The sequence below is a fragment of the Burkholderia sp. BCC1644 genome (assembly GCF_902833225.1).
Lineage (GTDB): Bacteria > Pseudomonadota > Gammaproteobacteria > Burkholderiales > Burkholderiaceae > Burkholderia.
The window spans coordinates 180,872-205,501 of record NZ_CADFEI010000012.1 but is presented as its reverse complement, the minus strand read 5'-3'; the positions used below and the strand labels follow the sequence as shown (position 1 = coordinate 205,501).

Annotated in this window: 21 protein-coding genes; 10 read left to right on the top strand and 11 right to left on the bottom strand. The window is 67.7% G+C overall.

Features of this window, described 5'->3' with window-relative positions; all coding sequences use genetic code 11:
* Position 1: 1 nt before the first annotated feature.
* Positions 2–1,069, top strand: a complete 1,068-nt coding sequence (hisC, locus tag HWX87_RS24220) for a histidinol-phosphate transaminase (RefSeq protein ID WP_176049634.1) — start codon at positions 2–4, stop codon at positions 1,067–1,069.
* Between the two features lie 82 nt (positions 1,070–1,151).
* Here the strand turns inward: hisC and HWX87_RS24215 are convergent, their stop codons facing one another.
* From HWX87_RS24215 to rsmD, 3 genes are all read right to left on the bottom strand, one after another.
* Entirely contained in the window at positions 1,152–1,418 is a 267-nt protein-coding gene (locus HWX87_RS24215) for a YfhL family 4Fe-4S dicluster ferredoxin (RefSeq protein ID WP_006477774.1), read from the bottom strand.
* Between the two features lie 59 nt (positions 1,419–1,477).
* A complete protein-coding gene (gene coaD, locus HWX87_RS24210; RefSeq protein WP_021163047.1) occupies positions 1,478–1,975 on the bottom strand; it encodes a pantetheine-phosphate adenylyltransferase in 498 nt (165 codons plus the stop codon).
* A 111-nt stretch (positions 1,976–2,086) separates the two neighbouring features.
* Entirely contained in the window at positions 2,087–2,701 is a 615-nt protein-coding gene (gene rsmD, locus HWX87_RS24205; protein ID WP_176049633.1) for a 16S rRNA (guanine(966)-N(2))-methyltransferase RsmD, read from the bottom strand.
* Positions 2,702–2,918: 217 nt separating this feature from the next.
* Here rsmD and ftsY point away from each other — a divergent pair, with 217 nt between their 5' ends.
* Complete coding sequence (gene ftsY, locus HWX87_RS24200; protein ID WP_176049632.1) at positions 2,919–4,076, top strand: signal recognition particle-docking protein FtsY; 1,158 nt, start codon at positions 2,919–2,921, stop codon at positions 4,074–4,076.
* A gap of 85 nt (positions 4,077–4,161) precedes the next feature.
* Here the strand turns inward: ftsY and maiA are convergent, their stop codons facing one another.
* Positions 4,162–4,806, bottom strand: coding sequence for a maleylacetoacetate isomerase (gene maiA / locus HWX87_RS24195; protein WP_176049631.1), 645 nt, complete (start codon positions 4,804–4,806; stop codon positions 4,162–4,164).
* A gap of 179 nt (positions 4,807–4,985) precedes the next feature.
* Between maiA and ybiB the strand changes: the two genes are divergently transcribed.
* Both ybiB and leuA read left to right on the top strand, forming a co-directional pair.
* On the top strand, positions 4,986–5,960 hold the full coding sequence (gene ybiB, locus HWX87_RS24190) for a DNA-binding protein YbiB (RefSeq protein ID WP_176049630.1): 975 nt from the start codon (positions 4,986–4,988) through the stop codon (positions 5,958–5,960).
* A gap of 368 nt (positions 5,961–6,328) precedes the next feature.
* Entirely contained in the window at positions 6,329–7,978 is a 1,650-nt protein-coding gene (gene leuA / locus HWX87_RS24185; protein WP_176049629.1) for a 2-isopropylmalate synthase, read from the top strand.
* Between the two features lie 142 nt (positions 7,979–8,120).
* Here leuA and HWX87_RS24180 read toward each other — a convergent pair whose 3' ends face one another.
* Positions 8,121–8,504 carry a nuclear transport factor 2 family protein gene (locus tag HWX87_RS24180; protein WP_176049628.1) on the bottom strand — a complete coding sequence of 128 codons (384 nt, stop codon included), beginning with the start codon at positions 8,502–8,504 and terminating at the stop codon, positions 8,121–8,123.
* Between the two features lie 45 nt (positions 8,505–8,549).
* The gene (locus HWX87_RS24175; protein ID WP_176049627.1) at positions 8,550–9,119 is read right to left on the bottom strand and encodes an acyloxyacyl hydrolase; all 570 of its coding nucleotides are present in this window, start codon (positions 9,117–9,119) and stop codon (positions 8,550–8,552) included.
* Positions 9,120–9,481: 362 nt separating this feature from the next.
* Here HWX87_RS24175 and rpoH point away from each other — a divergent pair, with 362 nt between their 5' ends.
* The 6 genes from rpoH to HWX87_RS24145 all read left to right on the top strand — a co-directional run bounded on the left by rpoH (position 9,482) and on the right by HWX87_RS24145 (position 17,029).
* Positions 9,482–10,417 carry an RNA polymerase sigma factor RpoH gene (gene rpoH / locus HWX87_RS24170; RefSeq protein WP_176049626.1) on the top strand — a complete coding sequence of 312 codons (936 nt, stop codon included), beginning with the start codon at positions 9,482–9,484 and terminating at the stop codon, positions 10,415–10,417.
* 361 nt (positions 10,418–10,778) lie between these two features.
* Positions 10,779–11,066 carry a cytochrome oxidase putative small subunit CydP gene (gene cydP, locus HWX87_RS24165; RefSeq protein WP_176049664.1) on the top strand — a complete coding sequence of 96 codons (288 nt, stop codon included), beginning with the start codon at positions 10,779–10,781 and terminating at the stop codon, positions 11,064–11,066.
* The gene (locus HWX87_RS24160; protein ID WP_124452095.1) at positions 11,053–12,633 is read left to right on the top strand and encodes a cytochrome ubiquinol oxidase subunit I; all 1,581 of its coding nucleotides are present in this window, start codon (positions 11,053–11,055) and stop codon (positions 12,631–12,633) included. The genes cydP and HWX87_RS24160 overlap by 14 nt, the downstream gene beginning before the upstream one ends.
* 31 nt (positions 12,634–12,664) lie before the next feature.
* Positions 12,665–13,801 carry a cytochrome d ubiquinol oxidase subunit II gene (gene cydB, locus HWX87_RS24155; protein ID WP_176049625.1) on the top strand — a complete coding sequence of 379 codons (1,137 nt, stop codon included), beginning with the start codon at positions 12,665–12,667 and terminating at the stop codon, positions 13,799–13,801.
* Between the two features lie 57 nt (positions 13,802–13,858).
* On the top strand, positions 13,859–13,981 hold the full coding sequence (cydX, locus tag HWX87_RS24150; protein WP_166723818.1) for a cytochrome bd-I oxidase subunit CydX: 123 nt from the start codon (positions 13,859–13,861) through the stop codon (positions 13,979–13,981).
* A 564-nt stretch (positions 13,982–14,545) separates the two neighbouring features.
* Positions 14,546–17,029 carry a family 20 glycosylhydrolase gene (locus HWX87_RS24145; protein WP_176049624.1) on the top strand — a complete coding sequence of 828 codons (2,484 nt, stop codon included), beginning with the start codon at positions 14,546–14,548 and terminating at the stop codon, positions 17,027–17,029.
* 153 nt (positions 17,030–17,182) lie between these two features.
* On the opposite strand, the gene nagE is transcribed toward HWX87_RS24145, so the two are convergent.
* The 5 genes from nagE to HWX87_RS24120 form a co-directional block, all read right to left on the bottom strand.
* Positions 17,183–18,952 carry an N-acetylglucosamine-specific PTS transporter subunit IIBC gene (gene nagE, locus HWX87_RS24140; protein ID WP_176049623.1) on the bottom strand — a complete coding sequence of 590 codons (1,770 nt, stop codon included), beginning with the start codon at positions 18,950–18,952 and terminating at the stop codon, positions 17,183–17,185.
* An 89-nt stretch (positions 18,953–19,041) separates the two neighbouring features.
* Positions 19,042–21,624 (bottom strand): phosphoenolpyruvate--protein phosphotransferase, encoded by a 2,583-nt coding sequence (gene ptsP / locus HWX87_RS24135; RefSeq protein ID WP_176049622.1) that lies wholly within the window; start codon positions 21,622–21,624, stop codon positions 19,042–19,044.
* 15 nt (positions 21,625–21,639) lie between these two features.
* Positions 21,640–22,647, bottom strand: a complete 1,008-nt coding sequence (locus HWX87_RS24130; RefSeq protein ID WP_176049663.1) for an SIS domain-containing protein — start codon at positions 22,645–22,647, stop codon at positions 21,640–21,642.
* Entirely contained in the window at positions 22,640–23,743 is a 1,104-nt protein-coding gene (gene nagA / locus HWX87_RS24125) for an N-acetylglucosamine-6-phosphate deacetylase (RefSeq protein WP_176049621.1), read from the bottom strand. Before nagA ends, HWX87_RS24130 begins: the two co-directional genes overlap by 8 nt.
* A gap of 98 nt (positions 23,744–23,841) precedes the next feature.
* Positions 23,842–24,576, bottom strand: coding sequence for a GntR family transcriptional regulator (locus tag HWX87_RS24120; protein ID WP_176049620.1), 735 nt, complete (start codon positions 24,574–24,576; stop codon positions 23,842–23,844).
* Positions 24,577–24,630 lie beyond the last annotated feature (54 nt).

The window sequence follows — 24,630 nt, the reverse complement described above, 5'->3', positions numbered from 1 at the left end:
GGTGAGCCGTTACTGGAGCGACGTCGTTCAGCAACTCGTGCCTTACGTGCCGGGCGAGCAGCCCGCGCTCGCGCACCCCGTCAAGCTGAACACCAACGAGAATCCCTATCCGCCGTCGCCGCGTGTCGTCGCGGCGATCGCGCGCGAACTCGGCACGACCGGCGACACGCTGCGCCGCTATCCCGACCCGGTCGCGCGTGCGCTGCGCGAGACGGTCGCGGCCCATCACCGCATCAAGCCCGAGCAGGTGTTCGTCGGCAACGGTTCCGACGAGGTGCTCGCGCACACGTTCCAGGCGCTGCTGAAGCACGACCGGCCACTGCGCTTTCCGGACATCACGTACAGCTTCTATCCGACCTACGCGCGCCTGTACGGCATCGAGACCACGATCGTGCCGCTCGCGGACGACTTCTCGATCCGCGTCGAAGACTATCTCGACGACGCCGGCGGCGTGCTGTTTCCGAACCCGAATGCGCCGACCGGGCGCGCGCTGCCGCTCACGGACGTCGAGCGGATCGCGGCCGCGAATCCGTCGTCGGTCGTCGTGATCGACGAGGCGTACGTCGATTTCGGTGCGCAGTCGGCGATTACGCTGATCGACCGTCATCCGAATCTGCTCGTCGTGCACACGACGTCGAAGGCGCGCTCGCTCGCGGGCATGCGCGTCGGCTTCGCGTTCGGCGACGCGGCGCTGATCGACGCGCTGAACCGCGTGAAGGACAGCTTCAACTCCTATCCGCTCGACCGGCTCGCGCAGGTCGCCGCGCAGGCCGCATATGAAGACACCGACTATTTCGACGCGACCTGCCGGCGCGTGGTCGAGAGCCGGACGCGGCTCACGCATGCGCTCGACGCGCTCGGCTTCGACATCGTGCCGTCAGCCGCGAATTTCGTGTTCGCACGCCATCCCGCGCACGATGCGGGCACGATCGCGGCGAAACTGAAGGAACGGGAAATTTTCGTGCGGCACTTCCGGCTGCCGAGGATCGACCAGCACCTGCGCATCACGGTCGGCACCGACGCCGAATGCGACGCGCTCGTCGCGGCGTTGCGCGAGTTGCTGGCCTGAGCAGGAAGAACCGGCGCCGGGCGGCGCCGATCTGAAAGCGGAACGCGCGCCCGCCAGTCAACGGGCGCGCGTCACCGCCAGGTCAAGACGCGTCGTCGCCCTTCACGGCGATCAACGCGTGATACTTCTCCATCAATTGCGCGTGCGATTCGTCATGCTGCGGATCGCGCGGAATGCATTCGACCGGACACACCTGCTGGCACTGCGGTTCGTCGAAATGGCCGACGCACTCGGTGCACTTGTTCGGGTCGATCACGTAGATGTCCGGGCCCATCGAAATCGCGCCGTTCGGGCACTCGGGCTCGCACACGTCGCAATTGATGCACTCGTCGGTAATCATCAAAGCCATACTGATCTCACTTCTTCAGGCCGGCGACCGGCTTCGCAACGAAACCGGCCGGCGCCGCATCACGCGGCAGGGCCTCCCATCGCCGTCACTTTCTCGGTCAGCCACTTCTCGACGGACGGGAACACGAACTTGCTGACATCGCCGCCCAACTGCGCGATTTCGCGCACGATCGTCCCCGAGATGAACTGGTACTGATCGGACGGCGTCATGAACATCGTCTCGACGTCGGGCAGCAGGTAGCGATTCATCCCTGCCATCTGGAACTCATATTCGAAATCGGACACGGCACGCAGGCCGCGCACGATCACGCGTGCATTGTTGGTCCGGACGAAATCCTTCAGGAGGCCAGTGAAACTCATCACCTTCACGTTCGGATAATGGCCGAGCACCTCGTTCGCAATCGTCAGACGTTCTTCGAGCGAGAAGAACGGCTTTTTCGCGCGGCTGTCGGCGACGCCCACAACCAGCGTATCAAAAATGCTCGACGCACGCCGCACGAGGTCTTCGTGCCCGCGTGTCAGCGGATCGAACGTACCGGGATACACGGCGACTACCATGTCGCTCCTCCTGTCATCACGCAAACGGGATGGCAGCCGCGCGATGCGCACGCCACTGCCGAGATGGGCATGCGTCGCCTTTGCGGCGCGCCGCCTCGTATGGAACGCGCATTATTCATCATTTTCGCGCCGCAGCAAATGATAGTGAACCGCACCTGCCTTGCCGTGCTTCTCCACCTGCCAGCCTGCGAGCGCCTCGTGCGCGGCGGGGTCGAGTTCCGCCCCCGTTTCGACGTACAGCGCACCGTCCGCCGCGACGAGCGGCGCCGCCAGCGCGACCGCTCGATCGAGCACGGCCGGCTCGCCGAACGGCGGATCGAGGAACACCACGTCGAACGCACCCGGCGTGAGCCCGGCCGCGAGCCGCAGCGCGTCGGCCTCGGCAACTTCGACCGCGCGCGCGCCGAGCTTGTCCTTGATCGCCCGCAGTTGCTGCGCGGCGCGCGGGTGGCGCTCGACCATCACGACGCTCGCCGCGCCACGCGATGCAGCCTCGAAGCCGAGCGCGCCGGTGCCCGCGAACAGATCGAGGCAGCGGCAGCCTTCGAGATCCTGGCCGAGCCAGTTGAACAGCGTCTCGCGCACGCGATCGGGCGTCGGCCGCAGGCCGTCGAGATCGAGCACCGCGAGCGGCGTGCGCTTCCAGTCGCCGCCGATGATGCGGATCGTGTGCGGCTTGCCGCGGGCAGGAGGGGCCGCCGGGCGGCCGGAAGAGGAACGGGACATACGGAATATCGACGACGGAGGGACCGGGTACGCACCGGGGCGCACCGCCAAACAGGCGCACGTTACCACAGCGGCAGCGCGCACTGACGCGAGCGCCACGCCGCACTGATAAAATGCACGGTTTCGGCCGCCGTGCGCCGCGCCCGCGCGAACGCAGAACGGCCCGTCCGGCGCCCCGCCCCTCTCGGCGGGCCTGCCCTCTTCCCGACGTCAGACCATGTTCAGTTTCTTCAAACGATTCAAGAAATCGCAGGAGCCCGATCCGGCGGAATCGCAATCGGCCGATGCGCAGCAAGCGGACGAGCCGTCCGATGCGACGCCCGTGCTCGAGGCGCCGCCCGCGGCCGATGTGCCGCAGGCACCGGCGCAACCGGCCGCGCCGGCCGTCGTGATGACGGTCACGCCGACCAACGACGGCCGCGACGAAGTCGTCGAGACGGTCGAGATCGTCCCGCCGCCGCTGCAGGACGCCTCCGCGAAGAAGTCGTGGCTCGCGCGCCTGAAAACGGGGCTCGCGAAAACGGGCTCGAGCATCACCGGCGTGTTCGTCAACACGAAGATCGACGAGGACCTGTACGAGGAGCTCGAAGCCGCGCTGCTGATGTCCGACGCGGGCGTCGAAGCGACCGAGTACCTGCTCGGCGCGCTGCGCGAAAAGGTGCGCACGGGCCGCCTGACCGACCCGCAGCAGGTGAAGGACGCGCTGCACGACCTGCTCGTCGAGCTGCTGACACCGCTCGAGAAATCGCTGATGCTCGGCCGCGCGCAGCCGCTCGTGATGATGATCACCGGCGTGAACGGCGCGGGCAAGACGACCAGCATCGGCAAGCTCGCGAAGCATCTGCAGAGCTTCGACCAGTCGGTGCTGCTGGCCGCGGGCGACACGTTCCGCGCGGCCGCGCGCGAACAGCTCGCGGTCTGGGGCGAGCGCAACAACGTGACGGTCGTGCAGCAGGAAAGCGGCGATCCGGCCGCGGTGATCTTCGACGCGGTCAGCGCCGCGCGCGCGCGCAAGATCGACGTGATGATGGCCGACACGGCCGGCCGCCTGCCGACGCAGCTCCACCTGATGGAAGAGCTGAAGAAGGTGAAGCGCGTGATTTCGAAGGCGCACGACGGCGCGCCGCACGAAGTGCTGCTGGTGATCGACGCGAACACCGGCCAGAACGCGCTCACGCAGGTGAAGGCATTCGACGACGCGCTCGGCCTCACGGGCCTGATCGTCACGAAGCTCGACGGCACCGCGAAGGGCGGGATCCTCGCCGCGATCGCGCGGCAACGCCCGGTGCCCGTGTACTTCATCGGCGTCGGCGAAAAGGTCGAGGATCTGCAGCCGTTCAGCGCAGTGGAATTCGCGGACGCGCTGCTCGGCTGAACCTCGCCGGCACGCATCGCACGGGGCGCCTTCGGGCGCCCTTTTTCATGCGCGCCCGCTCATGCCCGCAGCGGGCACGACGCGCTCATTCCGCGTCGGGCTGCACGCCCGGCTCGGCGGCCTTGAACGCGTCGAGCGTCGCGGCATGGTCGACGATCCGCTGGATCGTCGGATAGCGCGTGGTGTCGATCGAGAAGCGGTTCGCGTTGAACACCTGCGGCACGAGGCACACGTCGGCGAGCGTCGGCGTGTCGCCGAAGCACAGCTTGCCGGTGCGCGGATCGCTCGCGAGGCGCGTCTCGAGCGTCTCGAAACCTGCCTCGATCCAGTGCCGGTACCACGCGTTTTTCGCCTCCTCGGGCACCTTCAGCGTGTGCTTCAGGTACTTCAGCACGCGCAGGTTGTTGAGCGGATGGATTTCGCAGGCGATCTGCAGCGCGACCGCGCGCACGTACGCACGATCGACCGGCTGCGTCGGCAGCAGCGCGGGCTCGGGATGGGTTTCCTCGAGATATTCGATGATCGCGAGCGACTGCTGCAGCGTCGCCGCGTCGTCGATCAACGTCGGCACGACCGCGTCCGGATTCAGCGCGCGGTACGCGTCCTTCAGCTGCTCGCCACCGTCGCGCAGCATGTGCACGGGGACGTAGTCGAATGGCAGCTGCTTCAGGTTCAGGGCAATCCGCACACGATACGACGCGGAACTGCGGAAATAGCTGTAGAGCTTCATGGGATGTCTCTCGTAGTCGTATTCGGCCGGCAACGGCACGGGCGCGGCGCAGCCGGCGCGCGCACCGCCGGGACCCAGAGTGTAGCGCGGCACGATGCGCGGCCGCGCCCGTGCGATACTCGGGGCATTCCTCACCGCTCACCGCGCGGCCCGATGCCGGCCGCCCGCCCCACGCCCCGATGACCGCTTCCCTCGATCCCGCCACCGTTCCGTTCCCGTGCGCCCGCTTCATCAAGGAAATCGGCCGCGGCCCGAACGGCGCGCGCGCGCTGTCCGCCGAGGACACGTTCGAGCTGTATCGCGCGATGCTCGACGCACGCGTGTCGGACGTCGAACTCGGCGCGATCCTGATCGCCTATCGGCTGAAGGGCGAATCCGCCGACGAACTGGCCGCGATGCTCGCCGCCGCGCAGGCGTCGTTCGAGCCCGTGCGCGTGCAGGACGCCGCGTTCCGCCCCGTGGCAATCCCGAGCTACAACGGTGCGCGCAAGCAGCCGAACCTCGTGCCGCTGCTCGCGCTGCTGCTCGCGCGCGAAGGCGTGCCGGTGCTCGTGCACGGTGTGGCGCGCGATCCGGGCCGCGTGACGAGCGCGGAGATCTTTTCCGCGCTGTCGCTCGCGCCGTCGACGTCGCACGATGCGATCGAGGACACGCTGGCCGAGCGCCGCGTCGCATTCGCGCCGATCGAAGTCCTTGCGCCGCGGATTGCACACCTGCTGTCGATGCGCAGCGTACTCGGCGTGCGCAACTCGACGCACACGCTCGTGAAGATCCTGCAGCCGTTCGCTCCGGCCGGCCTGCGGCTCGTCAACTACACGCATCCGCCGTACCGCGACAGCCTCGCGCAGTTGTTCCGCGATCATCCGGACGCCGCGCTCGGCGGTGCGCTGCTCGCGCGCGGCACCGAGGGCGAAGCCGTCGCCGACACGCGGCGCCAGGTGCAGGTCGACTGGCTGCACGACGGCGTGTGCGACACACTGATCGAGGCCGAACGTTCGTCGACCGATGCGCCGCCCGTCGCGCTGCCCGAATCGCGCGATGCGGCGACCACGGCCGCGTGGACGGACGCCGTGCTGCGCGGCGAGGTGCCGGTACCGGACACCGTTGCGCGGCAGGTCGCGACGATCGTGCAGATCGCCCGTATCGCGCGCTGATGACCCGCCCCTTTATCCCGACCATTTGACACACTGCCGCATCCTGGCATAGAGTGGTCGCCATGCGTTCCTTTCCGAACACCCTCCGAATTACCTCCGGCCGCCTAGCGCGGCCGCTATCGCTACGACTAGCCTAAGGCTGTCGTAGCGCCGTGTGCTGTCCGCACGGTCCCTCCCAGCAGTTCCTCGCAGTACCCCTCTCGTAGTTTTTACAACCGAAGTCGTCAGCATTCGTCCGTCTATCCGTCGGCCGATTCGCGAAGATCATCCGCATCCGCGGCGCAATTGCGCGCGGCGGTGCGAGGCAGCGCCAACCGTCGCCCATGCCGCCCGTCTTCGCTCGCGACTTGAGACCCGAGGTCCAGAAGATGCAGCGCAATCCGCAAGACAAGTACCGTCCGTTCGAGCCCGTCCGCCTCAATGGCCGCCGCTGGCCGTCCCGCACCATCGAGCGTGCGCCCGTGTGGATGAGCACCGACCTGCGCGACGGCAACCAGTCGCTGATCGAGCCGATGAGCATCGAGCAGAAGCTCGAATTCTTCGAGATGCTGGTTGCGATCGGATTCAAGGAGATCGAAGTCGGTTTTCCGTCGGCGTCGCAAACCGACTTCGATTTCGTCCGCAAGCTGATCGACGACAAGCGGATTCCCGACGACGTGACGATCGAGGTGCTCGTGCAGTCGCGCGAAGACCTGATCGCCCGCACGTTCGACGCGCTCGAAGGCGTGCCGCGCGCGATCGTGCACCTGTACAACGCGGTCTGCCCGTCGTTCCGCCGCATCGTGTTCGGGATGTCGAAACACGACGTGAAGGCGCTCGCGATCGACGGCACGCGCATCATCAAGGAACACGCGGCCGCGCGCCCCGACACGCAGTGGACCTTCCAGTACTCGCCGGAAACCTTCAGCATGACCGAGCTGACGTTCGCGCGCGAGATCTGCGACGCAGTCGCGCAGACGTGGCGCCCGACCCGCGACCACAAGATGATCGTCAACCTGCCGGCCACGGTCGAGGCCGCGAGCCCGAACGTGTTCGCCGACCAGATCGAATGGATGGACCGCAACCTCGCGTATCGCGACAGCATCGTGCTGTCCGTGCATCCGCACAACGATCGCGGCACCGCGGTCGCGGCAGCCGAACTCGCGCTGCTCGCGGGCGCCGACCGCATCGAGGGCTGCCTGTTCGGCAACGGCGAGCGCACCGGCAACGTCGACCTCGTCACGCTCGCGCTGAACCTCTATACGCAGGGCATCGACCCGGGCCTCGACTTCTCCGACATCGACGCGGTGCGCCGCGTCGTCGAGCGCTGCAACCAGATTCCCGTGCATCCTCGCCACCCGTACGCGGGCGACCTCGTGTTCACCGCGTTCTCGGGCTCGCACCAGGACGCGATCCGCAAGGGCTTCGCGCAGCAGCGCCCCGACGCGGTCTGGGAAGTGCCGTACCTGCCGATCGACCCGGCCGACCTCGGCCGCAGCTATGACGCGGTGATCCGCGTGAACAGCCAGTCCGGCAAGGGCGGCGCGACGTTCCTGCTCGAACGCGGAATGGGCTTCACGCCGACGCGCCGCGTGCAGATCGAATTCAGCCACGCGGTGCAGACGCTCGCCGACGCATCCGGCGAGGAAGTGACGGGCGATGCGATCTGCGCGCTGTTTGCGCGCGAATTCTTCGAGACCGACGGCCCGGCCGCGCGCCACGGCAGCGGGCCGCGCTGGCGGAACCGCGAGATCGCCGCGGCGGCGCCCGCCGCCGATGCGATGCCCGAAGACGCCGTGCGACGTTTCGCCGCGGCCTTCGCGGCAGCGGCCGGCGCCGCGATCGATGTCGCGTCGTGCGAATCCGTGCGTACGACGGACGGACGGTTTGCCGTATCGGCCGGCTGCCGGGTCGGCGATGCGCCGCTGCGGCACGGTGTCGGCCTGCATGCCGATGCGGCGAGCGCCGCGCTCGATGCCGTCGTCAGCGCCATCAACCGTTCGGCCTGGCACTGCACGGACCGCCGCGCGGCGGCCTGACGGCCGGGCATCGAATCAGGGTTGGACGTCAGCGAGCGGGACGTGACCGCCCGTGCGCCGCGCGATCCGCGCCGCACGGGCCAGCAAAAAGCGGCCCAGAAGGCCGCTCGGTTGGGGACATGAAAAGGAGCGCCACGCGCGCTCATGTCTCGGTCGCGCACCGCGTCGCCTGCCACGCGAGCAGGCACCAGCGCCCCTGCTCCTCGGTATGGACGCACGTATAGGCAATCGGAAAGACCAGGCCGCCGTTGTTCGTTTCCATCTCGATCAACGCGCGCCCGGTGACGATGCAGGTTTCGCCGCCGACCGGCAGCACGTCCTGCGACTGGATTTCGATCTGGCGATAGCGGCGGCGGCCGGCAACGATGGCATCGATGAACTGCTGCTTGGTTTCACGTTTGCCGTTGGTGTGCACGAAGAACACCTTGTCCGACAGCAGCGCGCCGAGCGCCTCACCGTCCCCGTCCACCATCGCCCGGAACCGATCGCGCTCGAGCGCGCGGATCGCATCGACCACCTTCGCCATCGCCTGACTCCTCGGCAACGCGCCCGCCGTGCGCGGGCGTGCGGATCAGAAGTTGTATTGCACGTAGAACTGGTGGAAATTTATACCAGGATTCGGCTCTTTGATACCCGCGTTAGACACATGTTCAAAACGGTAGCCGACCTGATACTGTTGCCGTTGGCCGAACTGCACGCCGACGCCCGCGGTCGGTGCGAACTGGAACGCGGTCGACAGCGAGAAATTGTTCGAAATCGTCGGATGAGTCAGAAGCCGGACGCCACCGCCGGCCTCGATGAACGGGCGAATCTCCCCCGCGCTCTTGATGAAGCGGAACATCGGCGTCACGCCGAATTCGCCGATGCTGCTGTGGACGTTGCCGCCCGTGTGCCAGTAGCCGACGTGGCCTTCGACGACGAACGCGAAGTGCCAGCCGCCGACCTGCCACCAGTTCCAGCCCGGATCCCATACAACGCCGAGATCGCCCTTGTCGATCCCGCGACGATCCGAAAACCCGCCGCCCGCCTGGATCCCCCATCGATCCGCGAACGCCGCACCCGATCCGCCCAGAAGTGACGCCGCCAGTAACGCATGCAGCGCAAGCCGGCTGCGGGGCCGGCGATTCTTCTTATTGTTCATCTGACACTCCAACTTTTTGGGTTGAATGGAGCCAGCCGCGACGGCATGGCCCGAGCGAACTGAATGGTATGGTAAAGGACTTTTCCGATCGGCATCACGAAGCGAAATGGCTTCCTTCCAAAACGACAAAAATCGAAATCGTCTACTGATTACCATCAAAAACAACGGTTTACGGAACTTAGCGTCGCGCGCTCTGTCGCAGATTAGACTATCGACTCGACTTTCTCGATAGAAAAACCGGGAACTCGGATGCCCACGCCCGCTCTAAGGAATTAGCACTCGTCTTGCGGGAGTGCTAAGATGGCCCACGGAATTTCATTCAAGACCGGGGGTTTGTCCCTGATTCCAAAGGAGTTTTTTTAGTGAGCAACGCCCTGACCCTCCCGAATACCCTGAGCCCGACGCCGGCCAAGGCCGAATCGGCAGGCTCGCTGGCGCTCGCAGCCCAATCGATGTTGCCCGGTCAGCTCGGCAACATCGACGCGTATATCCAGGCCGTCAACCGCATCCCGCTGCTGACCGTCGAAGAGGAACGCCAGTACGCAACCGAATTCCGCGAAGGCAACAACCTCGACTCGGCACGCCGCCTCGTGCTGTCGCACCTGCGCCTGGTCGTGTCGATCGCGCGCAACTATCTCGGCTACGGCCTGCCGCACGGCGACCTGATCCAGGAAGGCAACATCGGCCTGATGAAGGCCGTGAAGCGCTTCGATCCGGCGCAGAACGTGCGTCTCGTGTCGTACGCGATTCACTGGATCAAGGCCGAGATTCACGAGTACATCCTGCGCAACTGGCGCACGGTGAAGGTCGCGACGACGAAGGCGCAGCGCAAGCTGTTCTTCAACCTGCGCAGCCACAAGAAGGGCCTGCAGGCGATGACGCCCGAGGAAATCGACGGCCTCGCGAAGGAACTCAACGTCAAGCGCGAAGACGTGACCGAGATGGAAACGCGCCTGTCGGGCGGCGACATCGCGCTCGAAGGGCAGGTGGAAGACGGCGAGGAGTCGTACGCGCCGATCGCCTACCTGGCCGACTCGCACAACGAGCCGACCGCCGTGCTCGCCGCACGCCAGCGCGACATGCTGCAGACGGACGGCATCGCGCAGGCGCTCGAGGCACTCGATGCGCGCAGCCGCCGCATCATCGAGGCGCGCTGGCTGCACGTCGACGACGACGGCTCGGGCGGCTCGACGCTGCACGATCTCGCGGCCGAATTCGGCGTCTCCGCGGAACGCATCCGCCAGATCGAAGCGAGCGCAATGAAAAAGATGCGCACTGCCCTCGCCGAATACGCGTAAATCGCTGCGATTTAGAGCGCTTCATCAGAAACCGCTGCCTGCCCGGCAGCGGTTTTTTTTCGCCCGTCTTTTTCGCATGCTTTCACGCGCTGGTACACGCGTTTCACCGCCCTTTTCTCTACTGATTAATTGACCTGATTCATCAGGTATTAGGCCGTTTGCGCGCCCCTTCCGCATAACCTTGATCTGCCTCAACTTTTGCCCCGCGTTTCGCGACGGTCTGCCGCAGCGCAGCACTCGGCATCGGAAAGCCGTCCTTTTAAAATTGGCATGTCAGGCGCAAAAGGATTAAAACAGCTTCACGGCCGTCATAAATCCGACGTAAAGTCGCCCCAAATCCGACCTAAATCGATTCAGGATAATCGCCTTGATCTCGATCAATAAAGAGCCTGCGCCGCCTCCCCCGCGGCCGGCCGGTACGATCGGCTGGCGCGCGCGCATCGCCGCGTGGGCACGTGGCCCGACCCTCGCCCGCGACATCACCCTGGTGCTGATCGTCAAGCTGATCCTCCTGATGTCGCTCAAATACGCATTCTTCAATCATCCGCAGGCCGAGCACATGTCGCTTCCGCCTGCCGCCGTCGCCGAGAAGCTCCTCTCGGTACCGGCGCCTGCATCTACCGAGGGAGACCACCATGATAAGCAGTGAAGTCGTCGATCTGTCACGTCTGCAGTTCGGCATCACGGCGCTCTACCACTTCCTGTTCGTGCCGTTGACGCTCGGCCTGTCCTGGCTGCTCGTCATCATGGAAGCCGTCTACGTGATGACCGGCAAACAGGTCTACAAGGACATGACCCAGTTCTGGGGCAAGCTGTTCGGGATCAACTTCGCGATGGGCGTGACCACCGGCATCACGCTCGAATTCCAGTTCGGTACGAACTGGTCGTACTACTCGCACTATGTCGGCGACATCTTCGGCGTGCCGCTCGCGGTCGAAGGCCTGATGGCGTTCTTCCTCGAATCGACGTTCGTCGGCCTGTTCTTCTTCGGCTGGAACCGCCTGTCGAAGGTCAAGCACCTGATGGTCACGTTCCTCGTCGCGCTGGGCTCGAACCTGTCCGCGCTGTGGATCCTCGTCGCGAACGGCTGGATGAACAACCCGGTCGGCGCCGAGTTCAACTACCAGACGATGCGCATGGAGATGACGAGCCTGTTCGACGTGCTGTTCAACCCCGTCGCGCAGGTGAAGTTCGTGCACACGGTGTCGGCCGGCTACGTGTCGGCGGCGATGTTCGTGCTCGGCGTGTCGTCGTGGTACCTGCTGAAGAAACGCGACGTCGACTTCGCGCTGCGCTCGTTCGCGGTCGCGGCCGGCTTCGGCCTCGCGGCGACGCTGTGCGTGATCGTGCTCGGCGACGAATCGGGTTATACGACCGGCGAAGTGCAGAAGATGAAGCTCGCCGCGATCGAATCCGAATGGGAAACGCAGCCGGCACCCGCATCGTTCACGCTGATCGGGATTCCGAACCAGGAAGAACAGCGCACCGACTACGCGATCAAGATCCCGTACGCGCTCGGCCTGATCGCGACGCGCTCGATCGACGAACCGGTGATCGGCCTGCGCGAGCTCGCGAAGCACAGCGAGGAACACATCCAGAGCGGGATGGTCGCGTACGGCGCGCTGCAGAAGATCAAGCAGGGCGACACGAGCGACGCGACGCGCGCGCTGTTCGACCAGCACAAGCAGTATCTCGGCTACGGGCTGATGCTCAAGCAGTTCACGCCGAACGTGGTCGATGCAACGCCCGAGCAGATCAAGGCCGCCGCGAAGAAGACGATCCCGCCGGTCGCGCCCGTGTTCTTCTCGTTCCGGATCATGGTGGCCCTCGGCTTCCTGTTCGTCGCGACGTTCATTGCCGCGTTCTGGTTCTGCGCGCGCCGCGAACTGCTGCAGGACAACCGTCGCTGGTTCCTGCGCTATGCGGTGTGGGCGATCCCGCTGCCGTGGATCGCGATCGAATTCGGCTGGATCGTCGCCGAGCTCGGCCGCCAGCCGTGGACGATCGCCGGCGTGCTGCCGACGCACCTGTCCGCGTCGAGCCTGCAGCCGTCCGACCTGTACCTGAGTCTCGCGGGCTTCATCCTGTTCTACACGGCCCTGTTCGTCATCGAGATCAAGCTGATGTTCAAGTACGCGCGCCTCGGCCCGTCGTCGCTGCATACCGGCCGCTATCACCACGAACTCGCGGCCGCCAGCGAGCGCGCCCCGGCGTGAGCACGCACCTGAAACGGAACAAGGAATCGCTATGGACTATGCAACTCTCAAGCTGATCTGGTGGCTGCTCGTCGGCGTGCTGCTGATCGGCTTCGCCGTCACCGACGGCTTCGACATGGGCGCGACCGCGCTGCTGCCGTTCCTCGGCAAGACCGACGACGAGCGCCGCATCATCGTCAACACCGTCGGCGCGACGTGGGAAGGCAACCAGGTGTGGCTGATCACGGCCGGCGGCGCGATGTTCGCCGCCTGGCCGCTCGTCTACGCGGCGTCGTTCTCCGGCTTCTACTTCGCGATGCTGCTCGTGCTGTTCGCGCTGTTCTTCCGGCCGGTGGGCTTCGACTACCGCAGCAAGCGGCCCGACCCGCGCTGGCGCGCGGGCTGGGACTGGGGCCTGTTCGTCGGCGGCTTCGTGCCGGCGCTCGTGTTCGGCGTCGCGTTCGGCAACCTGCTGCAAGGCGTGCCGTTCAAGTTCGACAGCGACCTGCGCGTGACCTACTACGGCGGCTTCTGGGCGCTGCTGAACCCGTTCGCGCTGCTGTGCGGGCTCGTCAGCCTCACGATGCTCGTCGCGCACGGCGCGGCGTTCATCAAGATGAAGACCGACGGCGTGATCGCGCGCCGCGCATCGATCGCGCTGCGCGTGGCGTCGTTCCTCGCGGTCGTGCTGTTCGCGCTGGCCGGCGTGCTGATCGCATCGTATGTCGGCGGCTTCCACATCACGCACCCCGCGCCGACCGACTCCGTCGCGAACCCGCTGCTCAAGGAAGTCGCCGCCGGCTCGGGCCTGTGGCTCGCGAACTACGGCGAATTCCCGTGGATGATCGCGGCGCCCGTCGTCGGCATCGCGGGCGGCCTGCTCGCGATGCTGCTGGCCGGCTCGAAGCAGGAGAAGACTGCCTTCTTCTGCACGGGGCTGATGATCGCGGGCGTGATCCTGACCGCGGGCTTCTCGATGTTCCCGTTCATCATGCCGTCGTCGCTCGACCCGCGCAGCAGCCTGACCGTATGGGATTCGACGTCGAGCCACATGACTCTTCAGGTCATGCTGTTCGCGGTGATCGTGTTCCTGCCGATCGTGCTGCTCTACACGAGCTGGGTGTATCGCGTGATGCGCGGCAAGGTCACGCGCCAGACGCTCGAGGACAACAAGCACTCGATGTATTGAAGAACCGGGCCGGGGCGCGCCCGCGCCCTCGCCCACCGTTTCGCAAGGAGTCGGATCATGTGGTATTTCAGCTGGATTCTCGGTATCGGCGTCGCGCTGTCGTTCGGCATCGTCAATGCGATGTGGCTCGAAGCGCGGCAGAAGCCGCAGGAAGCGCCCGTACGCACACGCCGCGACTGACGCCCGCCTGACGCGTGCGGCCGAGCGCGCCGCCGCCGTCCGGAACGAACCTCGCATCGCGCGAGGTTTTTTTTCGTCCGCCCCGTCCGGACGGGCGCTGCGCGTCGATGCCAATTTAGCGCCAGATTGATACCACTTGAATACCAATAAAAGGTTTCATAAGATCTTTGGACACGGCCGCTGACAGGCCGATTCCTTCTGGGTGGGGGAGACATGCGAATCCCGTGTGTGGCGCGCGCCTGCGCGCCGTGTCGACGTCCGCGTACCGCGGCGTCCGCCGTCGCGCTCGCGCGCGGCCGGCCGAACAGGGTCGGCTGCGGCCGGCTCGCCGCCGCCGCGGCCATTGCCGCGCGCCGCCAATGATCATGCGCACACCGCCCAGCCGGTCCGATCGGCACGCGTGCCCGCCTCCCGTTCCGTAACACACGCCCGCGCGTGCAGAGTGCGCGCGGTGCAGTCGCATCGCCCCGCGTGCTGGTATCTCCCGCAGCTCCACTGAAAGACCCGATCGCAGCGACGTCGCTCCACGACGCCGCTACGCCCCCTTTTTTCTCAGGAGTTCGAATGAAGCGCATCATGCCCTCCCTTCTTGCAAGCCTGCTGATCGCGGCGCTATCGCCGGCCGTGATCGCGGCCCAGCCCGCACCGGCGGCCTCCGGCGCGACCGCCGGCACCGCGCTGGCTAGCGCACAAGCGGCCAGTCTCGCGACGCTGCTGTCGAACGGCCTCGCGTTGCGCGTCGCCGTCGACAACAACCACGCGGCCACGGCCGGCGTGCCGTGCGCCGATCTTGGCGCCGACGGCGCGGCCTGCGCGACGGGCCGCCTGATCCTGCAGAACCGCGGCCACCAGGTAATCGCCGACGGCGGCTGGAAGCTCTACCTGCACAGCATCCGCCGGCTGCTGCGGATCGACCGCCCGGGCTTCGCGCTGCGGCGGCTCACCGGCGACCTGTACGAACTGACGCCGCAGCCGGGCTCGGTGCGGCTCGCACCCGGCGAGCGCCTCGAATTGCCGTTCGTCGCCGAATACTGGCTGCTGCGCTACAGCGACGTGATTCCGCGCCCGTACGTGGTCGTCGACGGCGCGCCGCCAGCCGTGCTGCGCTACAACGACACCGACGACGAGCTGCGCTACGTCGAATCGCTGCCGGCCGACGCGCAGAACAACTCGACCGGCAATGCGCCGCCGGTGGCCGCACGGCCCGACGCGAGCCGCGCGCTGCCGAGCGTGAAGCGCGAACAGCCGCTGCCCGGTACGCTCGACCTGCGCGGCGTCGAACTCGCGCTGCCGGACCTGCCCGACGCGCAGGTCGCGGCGCTGCGCGAACGCGCGACGACCCTCGGGCTCGACGGTGCGCGCGTGCCCGTCCGCGGCGCCGTCGCGCCGCGCCGGCTGCCGGCCGACATCGCGACGCCGGGCGGCTACCGGCTGGCGATCGGGCCGCGCGGCGTGCTGATCGAAGGCTACGATCGCGCGGGCCTCTACTACGGCGTGCAGACGCTCTACTCGCTCGCGCCTGCCGGCGGCGGCCCGATCCCGGCGATGCTCGTCGAGGATGCGCCGCGCTTCACCCATCGCGGGATGCACGTCGACCTCGCGCGCAACTTCAAGCACCCGGCGACGCTGCGCCGCCTGATCGACCAGATGAGCGCATACAAGCTCAACCGCCTGCACCTGCACCTGTCCGACGACGAAGGCTGGCGCATCGAGATTCCCGGCCTGCCCGAGCTGACCGAGATCGGCGGGCGCCGCTGCCACGACCCGAGCGAGACGCGCTGCCTGCTGCCGCAGCTCGGCTCCGGCCCCGACAACCGTTCGGGCGGCGGCTACCTGACGCGCGACGACTACGTGGCGCTGGTGCGCTACGCGGCCGCGCACTTCGTGCAGATCATTCCCGAGATCGACATGCCGGCGCATGCGCGGGCGGCCGTCGTGACGATGGAAGCGCGCTACCGGCGGCTGCATGCGGCTGGCCGCGAACAGGAAGCGAACGCGTACCGGCTGCTCGATCCGCAGGACACGACGAACCTGACGACGGTGCAGTTCTACGACCGGCGCAGCGACCTGAACCCGTGCGTGCCGGGCGCGCTCAATTTCGCGTCGAAGGTGATTCGCGAGATCGCGGCGATGCATGCGGACGCCCAGGCGCCGCTGCATACCTGGCACTACGGCGGCGACGAAGCGAAGAACATCTTCCTCGGCGCGGGCTTCCAGCCGCTGAACGGCACCGACCCGAACAAGGGGCGCATCGACCTCGCCGCACAGGACAAGCCGTGGGCGCGTTCGCCCGCGTGCACGGCGCTGCTCCAGCGCGGCGAGATCAAGTCGATCGACGAGCTGCCGACGCGTTTCGCGAAACAGGTGAGCGCGGCGGTCAACGCGAACGGGATCGACACGATGGGCGCGTGGCAGGACGGCATCAAGCATGCGAACGGGCCGCAGGACTTCAGCACGCGCCACGTGATGGTGTCGCTGTGGGACACGATCTTCTGGGGCGCGTCGGACAGCGCGCGCGACCTGAGCGGCAAGGGCTACCTGACGGTGCTCGCGCTGCCCGACTACCTGTACTTCGACTTCCCGTACACGCTCAACCCGCGCGAGCGCGGCTACTACTGGGGCTCGCACGCGACGGACGAGTACAAGGTGTTCTCGCTCGCGCCGGAGAACCTGCCGCAGAACGCCGAAGTGATGGGCGACCGCGACGGCAACCCGTTCGAGGTCACCGGCACGGGTCCCGCGCCGCGTATCGAAGGCATGCAGGGCCAGGCGTGGGGCGAGGTGATGCGCAACGACACCTTCCTCGAATACATGGCCTATCCGCGGCTGCTCGCGCTCGCCGAGCGCGCGTGGCACCGGGCCGACTGGGAGCTGCCGTATGCGGCCGGCGTGCGCTTCAAGCGCGGCGACACGCATCACGTCGACACAGCCGCGCTGCAGCGCGACTGGGCCGGCTTCGCGACGCTGCTCACGCAACGCGAATTGCCGAAGCTCGACCGGGCCGGTGTCGGCTACCGGAAGCCGACCTTCACGCTGACGAATCCGTGATCGGCTGAACGCACGGACGACGCGCGATGCCAACGCATGCATCGCGCGACCGCAGGTACCAAAGAAAAACGGCTTGCGACACACACGTCGCAAGCCGTTTTCGTTTTACCGCCCGGCCGAACCCGCCACGCGGATCCGGCAGGTTTCATCGCATCAGGCCGGTTGCGCGGCTGCCCCGCTGCCCGACGGCGGCAGGCGCGCACCGAGCTGTTCGGCATAGCGCGCGGCCGCGTTGCCGCAGACGATGTGGAACGTGTCGAGCGACACCCATGCAACGTCGAGCGCACCGAGGCGATCGCGATCGACTGCCGACGGGTCGCGCACGACCACACGCAGGCGCGTGGTCGCCACCGCGTCGAGCGATGCGACGTTGGTCGCGCCGCCGAACACCGCGAGCCAGCGCGCCGGTTCCGGATCGAGCGGGCCGGCGGCCGCGCCCGTGACAGGCTGCGCGGCGGCGGCCGTCGCGGTCGACGCGGCGCCGGTCGCGCCGCTGCCGATCGCGACACGCATCTCGTCGGCAATGATGTCGGCCTCGGGCCCGATGATCACCTGCACGCTGTTGCCACCGCGCTTGAGCACGCCGCGCGCGCCGATCGACTTCAGTTCCGGCTCCGAGACCTTCTCCGGATCGACGACGGTCAGACGCAGGCGCGTCGTGCATGCGTCGACGACCGACAGGTTGCCCGCACCGCCGAGTGCGGCGATGTAGCGTTGCGCACGCGGTGCGGCGGCCGTCGCGGCGGCACCCGCAGCCGGTGCGACGAAGCCGCCCGATGCGTACGACTCGGCAGCCGCATCGGCCGATGCCGGCTCGCGGCCCGGCGTCGCCATGTTGAACTTGCGGATGAAGAAACGGAACAGCCCGTAGTACGCGGCGCCGTACGCGATGCCGAGCGGGATCGCGATCCAGCCCTTCGTCGACAGCCCGTAGTTCAGCACGTAGTCGATCGCGCCGGCCGAGAACGTGAAGCCGAGCTTCACGCCGAGGATCTGGCAGATCGCGAGCGACAGGCCCGTCAGCACCGCGTGGATCACGTACAGCACCGGCGCGAGGAACATGAAGCTGAATTCGATCGGTTCGGTCACGCCCGTCAGGAACGACGTGAGCGCCATCGAGAACAGCAGGCCGCCGACCATCGCGCGGCGCTCCTTCGGTGCCTCGTGCAGCATCGCGAGACACGCGGCCGGCAGGCCGAACATCATGATCGGGAAGAAACCGGCCATGAAGGTGCCCGCGGTCGGGTCGCCCGCGAAGAAGCGGTGCAGGTCGCCGTGCACGATCTCGCCGCCGGCGGGCGGCGTGAAGTTGCCGAACACGAACCAGGCGAGCGAGTTGATGATGTGGTGCAGGCCCGTGACGAGCAGCAGGCGGTTCAGGAAGCCGAACACGAACGCACCGATCGCGCCCGCCGTCGTCAGCCACTGGCCGGCCGCGTCGATCAGATGCTGGACCGGCTGCCACACGTACCCGAACACGATGCCGAGTATCACGCACACCAGCCCCGTGATGATCGGCACGAACCGTTTGCCGCCGAAGAACGCGAGGTAGTCCGGCAGCTTGATGTCCTTGTAGCGGTTGTACAGCAGGCCCGCGACGACACCCGCGATGATCCCGGACAGCACGCCCATGTTCAGCTTGGGATCGATGTCCTTCATGATCGCGGTTTCGATCAGGTAGCCGATCGCGCCCGCGAGCGCCGCCACGCCGTTGTTGTCCTTCGCGAAACCGACCGCCACGCCAATCGCGAACAGCAGCGGCAGGTTGTCGAAGATCGCGCCGCCGGCATCGGCGATCATCTTGATGTTGAACACGTCCGGCTGGCCGAGTCGCAGCAGGATGCCGGCAACCGGCAGTACCGCGATCGGCAGCATCAGTGCCCGGCCCAGGCCCTGTATTTTCAGAAACGGATTCCCGTTCATTCAGTCCTCCAATCCTTGTCTCGTCGTTAATCGTCGTTGAACCAATTACGCTCTTGTACCGAAACGGGCCGCGCGCCCGCCGCCGACGTTCAGTCGAGCGGCCAGACCTCGCGGCTTGCTGCCCTTACCGCCTGTGCCGAATCGAGCGCGAGCAGATCCTGCGCGCGCTGACGGCACAACTGGTAATCGAGACGGCGCACACGCGCCTTGATGCCCGGCACCGAAACGGGGTCGACCGACAGTTCGGTCACGCCGAGGCCCACCAGGATCGGCACCGCGAGCGGATCGCCGCCGAGCGCGCCGCACACGCCGACCCACTTGCCGTGCTTCGCGGCGCCGCGCACCGCGATGTCGATCAGGCGCAGCACGGCCGGATGCAGGCCGTCGGATTGCGCGGCCAGATCGGCCTGGCAGCGGTCCATCGCGAGCGTGTACTGGGTCAGGTCGTTGGTACCGATCGACAGGAAATCCGCGTGCTGCGCGAGCTGGTCGGCCAGCAGCGCGGCCGACGGCACCTCGATCATCACGCCGACCTCGATCGGCTCGGTACGGCCCTGCGCGCGCGCGAATTCGTCGATGCGCTTGCGCAGCCGCACGAGTTCACCGGCGTCGGTGACCATCGGCAGCAGGATGCGCACCGCGCCGAACGGCTTCACCGCGAGCAGGCCCTGCAATTGATCGTCGAGCAGATCGGGGCGCACCTGCGCGAGACGGATGCCGCGCAGGCCGAGCGCCGGGTTCGGTTCGGGCGGCAGCGTCAGGTAATCGACTTCCTTGTCGGCGCCGACGTCGAGCGTGCGGATGATCGCCGTGCGACCCTGCAGCGCGTCGACGATCGACTGGTAGCTCTGCTGGTGTTCGACGGCCGTCGGCGCGGCCTGGCGATGGATGAACATCAGCTCGGTGCGCAGCAGGCCGACCGCATCGGCGCCGTTGTCGACCGCGGTGTTCGCGTCGTCGAGCGTCGCGATGTTCGCGGCGACCTCGATCGCGCGGCCGTCGACCGTCTCCGCCGCAACACCTGCCAGTTGCCGGTTCGCCTCGCGCACGCCGTCCAGGCGCTGGCGTTCGTGCCGCGCACGCTCGACGTCGAGCGCGGTCGGCGCGTGTTCGAGCCGGCCCGCGCTCGCATCGACGACGACCTGCGTGCCGTCCGGGATCGCATACAGCGCATCGCCGACCGCGACCAGCGCCGGAATGCCGAGCTGCCGCGCGATGATCGCCGCGTGCGACGTCGCGCCGCCGCGCGCCATCACGAGCGCGGTCACGCGCTGGCGATCGAGCGACGACAGGTCGGACGGCGTGAATTCCTCGGCCGCGAGCACGGCTTCGTCGGGCAGCGCACGCGCGGCGCCGTTCGTGTGACCGAGCGCGCGCAGCACGCGCTTCTCGATGTCGCGCAGGTCGGCCGCGCGTTCGGCGAGCAGCGCATCGTCGAGCTTCGACAGCGTGTCGATCTGCGTGCGGATCGTCGCGCGCCACGCGAAGCCCGCGCTCTTGCCGAGACTGATCAGGTCGCGCGCCGCATCGATCAGCGTCGGGTCTTCCAGCAGCACGCGATGCACCGCGAAGATGCCCGCTTCGCCGACCGCGCCGCGCGCCGATGCGTTGCGCACCGTTTCGTCGAGTTCGGCGTCGACCGCCTTCAGCGCCTGGTCGAGCTGGCGGCTTTCCGCAGCCGGCGTGCCCGAAGCCTGCTCGGGCGGCACGATTTCCGCATCGTCGAGACGCACCAGCGTGCCGACCGCGATGCCGGGCGCCGCGCACACGCCTGCGAGCGTGTTCGGGTCGATTGGCGCGCCGGTGTTGCGCGCGACCGTTTGCGGCGCGGGCGACCTCAGCCGCGCCGGTTTTTCCTCGACTTCGCCGTGCGCTTCGCGCAGCAGCTCGTGCTCGACCGCATCGACAGCCTGTTGCGCGTGCGCGCCGCGGCCGACCAGTTCGACCGTCGCGCCTTCGCCGGCACCGAGGCCGAGCAGGCCGACGACGCTCGCGATCGATGCCTTGCGGCCGTCGAACAGCACGTCGACGCTCGCGTCGAACCCGCGCACGGCTTCACGCGCACGCGCGGCCGGCCGCGCATGCAGGCCGCCCGGCTGCGCGAGCACGATCTCGCGGCGCACTTCGTTCATTGCCGCCGCACCGGTTCGTGCCGCCTGCGCAGCCGCTTCGCCCTTGCCGCGCAGCGCGAGCAACGGCGTCTCGCCGGCCGTCGCGAAACCGCTCGCGCGATCGACGACCTCGAACGCGTCGGAGTTTGCGATCGCGATCACCGACACGAGCGAATGCGCGCTGCGCGCCACCGCGTCCTGGTCGAACTCGATCAGCAACGCACCTGCCTCGACACGCGCGCCGGCCTCGACGTGCGCGATGAAGCCCTGCCCGTTCAGCTCGACGGTGTCGATGCCGATGTGCAGCAGCACTTCCGCGCCTTGCGGCGTCGTGATCGTCACCGCGTGGCCCGTGCGCGCGAGATGCGACACGACGCCCGCGCACGGCGCGACGAGCTGGCCCGCGAGCGGGTCGATGCCGATGCCGTCGCCGAACATCCCGCCGGAGAACACCGGATCGGGCACGTCGGCCAGCGCGACGATCGGCCCCGTCAAGGGACTAAGCAGGACGATCTGATCATGGGTGGAACTCTTCAACTGGGACTCCTCGGCGCGTCTCATCGGCTGTCTCGGCTATCAGTGCGTTTCGGTGACTTTGTTCAGGTGGCGCGGCGTGTCGGGGTTGCGGCCGCGCGCGACGGCGAGATCCGCCGCCATCACGTAGAACGAAAGAATGGCGGCGATCGGGTCGAGCGCCGGATGGGCGGACTGCGCGAGCGGCAGCGTCGCACCGGGCGTGCCGGCCGGCGCCGCGAGCATCACGGCGGCGCCGCGTGCGCGCATGTCTTCGGCAAGCTGCAGCAGGCCGGCCTGCTCGGGCCCCGGCGGTGCGAACACGAGCAGCGGATAGTCGCGGTCGATCAGCTCCATCGGGCCGTGACGGACTTCGGCACTCGAGAACGCCTCGGCCTGGATGCCGGACGTTTCCTTCAGCTTCAGCGCGGCTTCCTGCGCAATGGCGAGACCGAGGCCGCGGCCGATCACGATCATCCGCTCGACACCTGCGAGCGCGGCGACGGCCTGCGACCAGTCGAGCTGGCCGGCCCGCGCGAGCACGTCGGGCAACCCGCGCAGCGCGGTCATCAGCGCGGCGTCGCGCTGCCAGTACGCGACGATCTGCGCGGACAGCGACAGCATCGCGATATAGCTCTTCGTCGCGGCAACCGACAGTTCGGGGCCGGCGAGCAGCGGCAGCTGGTGCTCGCATGCGTCGGCGAGCGGCGACGGCAGCACGTTCACGGCGGCGACGGTACGCGCGCCGGCTTCGCGCAGCGCGGCCATCGTGTTGACGAGGTCGGGGCTCTTGCCCGACTGGGAGAAGGCGATCGCGAGTTGATCCTGCACCTTCAGCGGCGCCTGCTGCAACGTCGCGACCGACATCGGCAGCGACGCGACCGGCACGCCGAGGCGGCTCATCGTCAGGCTCGCGAAATAGCTCGCGGCGTGATCCGAGCTGCCGCGCGCGACCGTCAGCGCAACGGCCGGCGGGTGATCGAGCAATTGGCCGGCGAGCGCTTCGACGCGCGAGGTGTCGGCGATCTGCGCGGCGACGACCTGGGCGGACTCGCGCGCTTCCTTAAGCATATTCGACAATCGATTCTCCTTCGACGTAGGTCGCGGTGAGGTTCAGGTCGCGGTCGAACACCGCGAGGTCGGCCCATGCGCCGCGCTCGAGGCGGCCGCGATCGGTGACGCCGAGGTAGTCGGCCGCGTAGCGCGACATCCGGTTCGACACGTCGGCGATCGGCAGGCCGAGCGACACGAGGTTGCGCAGCGCCTGGTCCATCGTCAGCGTGCTGCCGGCAAGCGTGCCGTCGGCCAGCCGCACGCCGCCGAGGCACTTCGTCACGTGCTGGCTGCCGAGGCGGTATTCGCCGTCGGGCATGCCCGTTGCGGACGTGCTGTCGGTCACCACGTACAGGCGCGGGATCGCACGCAGCGCGGCACGAATCGCGCCCGGGTGCACGTGCAGCAGGTCGGGGATGATTTCCGCGTATTCGGCGTGAGCAAGCGCCGCGCCCACGAGGCCCGGGTTGCGGTGATGCAGCGGCGACATCGCGTTGAACAGGTGCGTGAAGCCGCATGCGCCGTGCTTGAGCGCGGCGACCGCGTCGTCGTAGGTCGCGAGCGAGTGGCCGAGCTGCACGCGTACGCCGCGTGCGGCCATCTCGCCGATGATCTCGATGTGGCCGGCGATTTCCGGCGCGAGCGTGACGACGCGGATCGGTGCGATCGACAGGTACTTCAGCACTTCGTCGAGCACGGCCGACACGGCCGCGTCGGGCTGCGCGCCGAGCTTGCCGGGGTTGATGTACGGCCCTTCGAGGTGTACGCCGAGCACGCGCGCGCCGCCCGGCGTGCGGGTGCGCGCGACGCTGCCGAGGTTGCCGACGACTTTCATGAGTTCGTCGCGCGGCGCGGTCATCGTCGTCGCGAGCAGGCTCGTCGTGCCGAATTGCGCGTGCGTGCGGGCGATCGTCTCGATCGCGTCGCCGCCTTCCATCACGTCGGCGCCACCGCCGCCGTGTACGTGCAGGTCGATGAAGCCGGGCAGGATGTAAGGCGCGTCGTTCTTCGCGGGATCGACGGGTGTGCCGTCGAGCGTGGTGATGCGGCCGTTCTCGCTGTCGAGCGAACCGTGAATCCAGCCGTCGGGGGTAAGGATGTTTCCAGTCAGCATGACGTTCTCTTGATGATCTGGTGACGCGGGCATTCGCGTCGTGATTTGCACATTCGTGTCGTTGCTTCTCGCCTGTCGCGCGCGGGCAGTCTCGCGCGTCAGCGTTTCAGTTCGGCGACGAAGTCGTAGTAGTCGTCGCGGCAATACGTTTCGCTCACTTCGATCGCGCGCTGGTCGGCGCCGTAGCCGATCCGCGTGATCACCAGCAGTGCCGAGCCCGGCTTCACCGCCATCCATTTCGCGATCGCGTGCGTCGCGTTCGCCGCGCGAAAGTGCTGCAGCGCGCGCACGACGGTCATGCCGCGCGCCTCGAGGTATTCGTACAGCGACGCGCCGAGCACCTGCGGATCGGGCACCACCGCGGCCGGCAGCGTCGAGTGCTCGACGGCCATCACGATGCCGTCCGCGCGGCGCAACCGTTCGAGCCGCGCCACCGTCGCGCCGGGCGCGAGGCCGAGACGCGCGATCTCGTCGCGGCTCGCGGCGCGCAGCGTGCGCGACAGCCACACCGAATCGGGCACGAAGCCGCGCTGCCGCATCTTCGCGGAGAAGCCGACGAGACGCGACAGCGGATCGGCGACGCGCGGCGTGATGAAACTGCCCGCCCCGCGCGCCCGCTTGATCAGCCCCTGCTCGACCAGCAGCGCCAGCGCGCGACGGGCCGTGATCCGCGATACGCCGACCGACACCGACAGCAGCCGCTCCGACGGCAGCGCCTCGCCGGCCCGCCATGCGCCGCCGTGAATCGCACTCGCCAGGTTGCGGGCGAGCTGCAGATAGAGCGGCGTGTCGTCGAGGGGATCGGGCGCCAGTTCGGACCAGCCGGTTTCCATGTGCCTCCGGGTGTCGGACGACGACCTCAGGCCGTCGAAAGTGAACGCATTATA